This is a genomic window from Alteromonas sp. AO-Serp (assembly GCF_017849675.1).
In the GTDB taxonomy this organism is placed as follows: Bacteria; Pseudomonadota; Gammaproteobacteria; order Enterobacterales; family Alteromonadaceae; genus Alteromonas; species Alteromonas macleodii.
On the sequence record NZ_JAFLMX010000338.1, the window covers coordinates 1 to 3148 of the forward strand.

General features: G+C 47.0%; 3 protein-coding genes. All 3 read left to right on the top strand.

Annotated elements, in window-relative coordinates:
* The first annotated feature begins 25 nt into the window (after positions 1-25).
* The 3 genes from gloA to ltrA all read left to right on the top strand — a co-directional run bounded on the left by gloA (position 26) and on the right by ltrA (position 2695).
* A complete protein-coding gene (gloA, locus tag QVA83_RS21220) occupies positions 26-574 on the top strand; it encodes a lactoylglutathione lyase (protein WP_014950300.1) in 549 nt (182 codons plus the stop codon).
* A gap of 458 nt (positions 575-1032) precedes the next feature.
* A complete protein-coding gene (locus QVA83_RS21225; RefSeq protein WP_168463716.1) occupies positions 1033-1185 on the top strand; it encodes a hypothetical protein in 153 nt (50 codons plus the stop codon).
* Between the two features lie 238 nt (positions 1186-1423).
* Positions 1424-2695 carry a group II intron reverse transcriptase/maturase gene (ltrA, locus tag QVA83_RS21230; RefSeq protein WP_061485059.1) on the top strand — a complete coding sequence of 424 codons (1272 nt, stop codon included), beginning with the start codon at positions 1424-1426 and terminating at the stop codon, positions 2693-2695.
* The last annotated feature ends 453 nt before the right edge of the window (positions 2696-3148 follow it).

Here is a 3148-nt window from a genome sequence, read left to right on the forward strand (position 1 = left end):
AGATTTGTATTAGAGACAGACTATTATGAGCCGACATTTCGATAAGGCCGAAGGCCTGTATGAAGAGAAAGATGCTGCGACACAAGGTTTTGTGTTCAACCAAACTATGCTGCGCATTGCCGACCCCAAGCGTTCGCTAGATTTCTATACGCGAGTTATGGGAATGACGCTAATTAAGCGTCTAGATTTTGAAGAAATGAAGTTCAGCCTTTATTTTTTGGCGGCAGGTGATGATTTCTCTGATATTTCTGACGATGTAGACGAACGTACTCAGCAAACTTTTGGTCGCCCGGCCATGTTGGAGCTAACCCACAATTGGGGCGATACACCAGAAACGGTTGATTATCATAACGGAAATACAGAGCCAAAAGGTTTTGGGCATATTGGTTTTCATGTGCCTGATGCTGAAGCTGCATGTGCACGATTTGCATCACTAGACGTTCCTTTTCAGAAAGGGCTTAATGATGGTTCTATGAAAGGGATCGCATTTATCAAAGACCCAGACGGCTATTGGATCGAAATTTTCAACGCGTCTAACGTATCCGCAACTTGCGCGCCCCATTTGAAGAAGTAGGCGAGGCACGCACTACGGTACCATTTGCTAGCTGGGTTTTAAGTAGCAAGTAGTATCAGAAGTCACTGTTTACAAAAAAGGGTAGCTTAACTGAATAAGCTACCCTTTTTTGTTTGCCCAGCGAAGCTGGCAAACCCGTCAGGTTGAAAGAAACCTGAATCACCCTGACTGAGGGGAAGATAATCCGAATGGCAAGGGCGTGGTTGGCCAACGGCAGGGTCCGAAGGAAGCCATAGGAAGTTAGAGGTACACAACGCAAGTGAACCTGATTCGGCAAGACAGGGGGGTAAGCGTGCAAAATAGCGTGAAGCCCGATACTCGGTCAGTCCTGTTTTGTGCTTGAGGGTGGGATTTCTAACAGGGCGTCAGTGCAGTAACTGGGGAAGCCTGGCACCTAAACTTACTTAGAGTAAGTGGTTAACGTTCAAGGGGGGACTCAAGATGTTAATCGGTGTGAGGTGGCAGATGAAGCCGTAGTAGTGAGTAAAGTTCGGCCTGTGAAAGCCAGTAATGGTGTGGAGGGTAAAACCGAGCTGACCATCAGCATTGTGTTTGATGGCGTCACTATTAGCCAAAAGCTGATAGGGATGGCGAAGGGCGGAAGTACATAGTCAGTCTGTGATGAGCAGATGTTTTTTTTTCAGTGGTACACGAATCGACTCGCAATCGACGTCTTCGTACTTGGTTTGTCGCGGAAGCGACGGACTGGCTACGAAACGGTACATGGGAGTAATGTGGGAACGTTGAGTAGATTGCCATTGGGCTAGCACGCTCTACCACCATGTGAAATAGACCAACGCGAAGAGAAAGTATCGGCCCCCACACAGCACACTATCTTCGAGAGGAAGTATGCGGGTTTATTATAGTTTGTACGGTCACCTGCTTAATAAAGCGAGGCTGTTCAAAGGGTTTAAAAAGGTATTCAAAGCGAAAGGTGCGGCCGGAATAGATGGGCAGAGCCTGAGCGCGTTTGCCTCAAATCTGGATAATGAACTATCGCAGCTTCTTCTTGAACTCAAAACCAAACGCTACCAACCGCAACCGGTAAGGCGGGTCATTATCCCGAAAGACGGGGGCGGTGAGCGTCTATTGGGTATCCCAACAGTCAGGGATAGAGTGGTTCAACAATGCTTGAATGACCTCCTTACCCCCATCTTCGAAGAGCAGTTCCATCCATCAAGCTTTGGTTATAGACCGAAGCGGAGCTGTCACGATGCCATCAATAAAGCCACGATGTTCATCCGTCGATACGGACGGCGACACGTGGTGGACATGGACCTGTCGAAGTGCTTCGATAAGCTGGACCATACGCTTATCATTAAGAGTATTAAAAGACGGGTTCGTGATGGTAGCGTGCTGAGTCTCATTGCTCAGTTCTTACAAAGTGGGGTGATGGTAGATGGACATTGGCAGCAGACAGAAACAGGCAGTCCGCAAGGCGGGGTAATAAGCCCGCTCATAGCGAACATCTATCTGGATGCGTTCGATGAGGAAATGAAACAACGTGGGCACCGCATAGTGCGCTATGCTGATGACATCCTTATCCTGTGTAGCAGTCGTGCAGCGGCAGAAAATGCCAAAGCGCAAGCCACACACATCTTAGAAGAAAAGCTAAAGCTAAGCGTAAACACGGAGAAAACACACATCACCCACAGTGATGTTGGTGTGAAGTTCCTCGGCGTTGAAATCGGGACGAAACATACCCGCATCCAGCCCAAGAAACTCACCGCGTTTAAGGCGAAGCTCAAGCAGATGACGAAACGCAATGGCGGAATGCCACTGCAATCAGTTATCAATGCACTAAACCCACTGCTAAGAGGGTTCAGTTATTACTTCAAGATAGCCAATGCGAGCAGGGTATTTAAGCAACTCGCGAGCTGGCTAAGACGGCGCTTGCGCAGCATCCAACTTAAGTTATGGAAGAAGGCGAGCCGCCTTCATCGCTGGCTACGACAGCATGGTTATAAAGGCAAGTTCGCTCACATCAACATGACGAGCTGGAGCAGTGCACGCAGTCCTTTAGCAAGCTACGCGATGCCAAACAGTTGGTTCGATGAACTTGGGCTAATGAACTTGGAGAATGTTGCAACGGGATATGTGTTTAGCAATTACGCTAAATAACTATGTACATGAGCCGTATACGAGGCCCGTATGTACGGTTCTGTGAGAGGGATGAGGCGGTGACGCCTCACCCTACTCGATGTTTCTTCTGTTTGCTCATTCCGAATTTTCTGCCCTTGTAACAATGAGTTTTTAAGAGCACAGTTGCTTTTAATTCATATTAACATGGGACTATATTCACCAGTTATCCTCACAAAAATAGCGTTCGACCCGAGACATTAAGAGCAACTATTTGAGCTTTGATATACGATAAATTCGATAGCCCAGTAAAAATGCGTATATAGGCTTGAATTGAATTATTCGTGAGATTGACGTGATATCTATCTCAACAATTCTTTGAACAAACCTTTTGCTATGGTTACATCTCCAGACGATATGCCGACTCTTCCCAAGAATGGGCGAATAGTTCCTAATGATTCTTGAAATCTAGTTGCTGCTTCTTCAGCTCTGAAA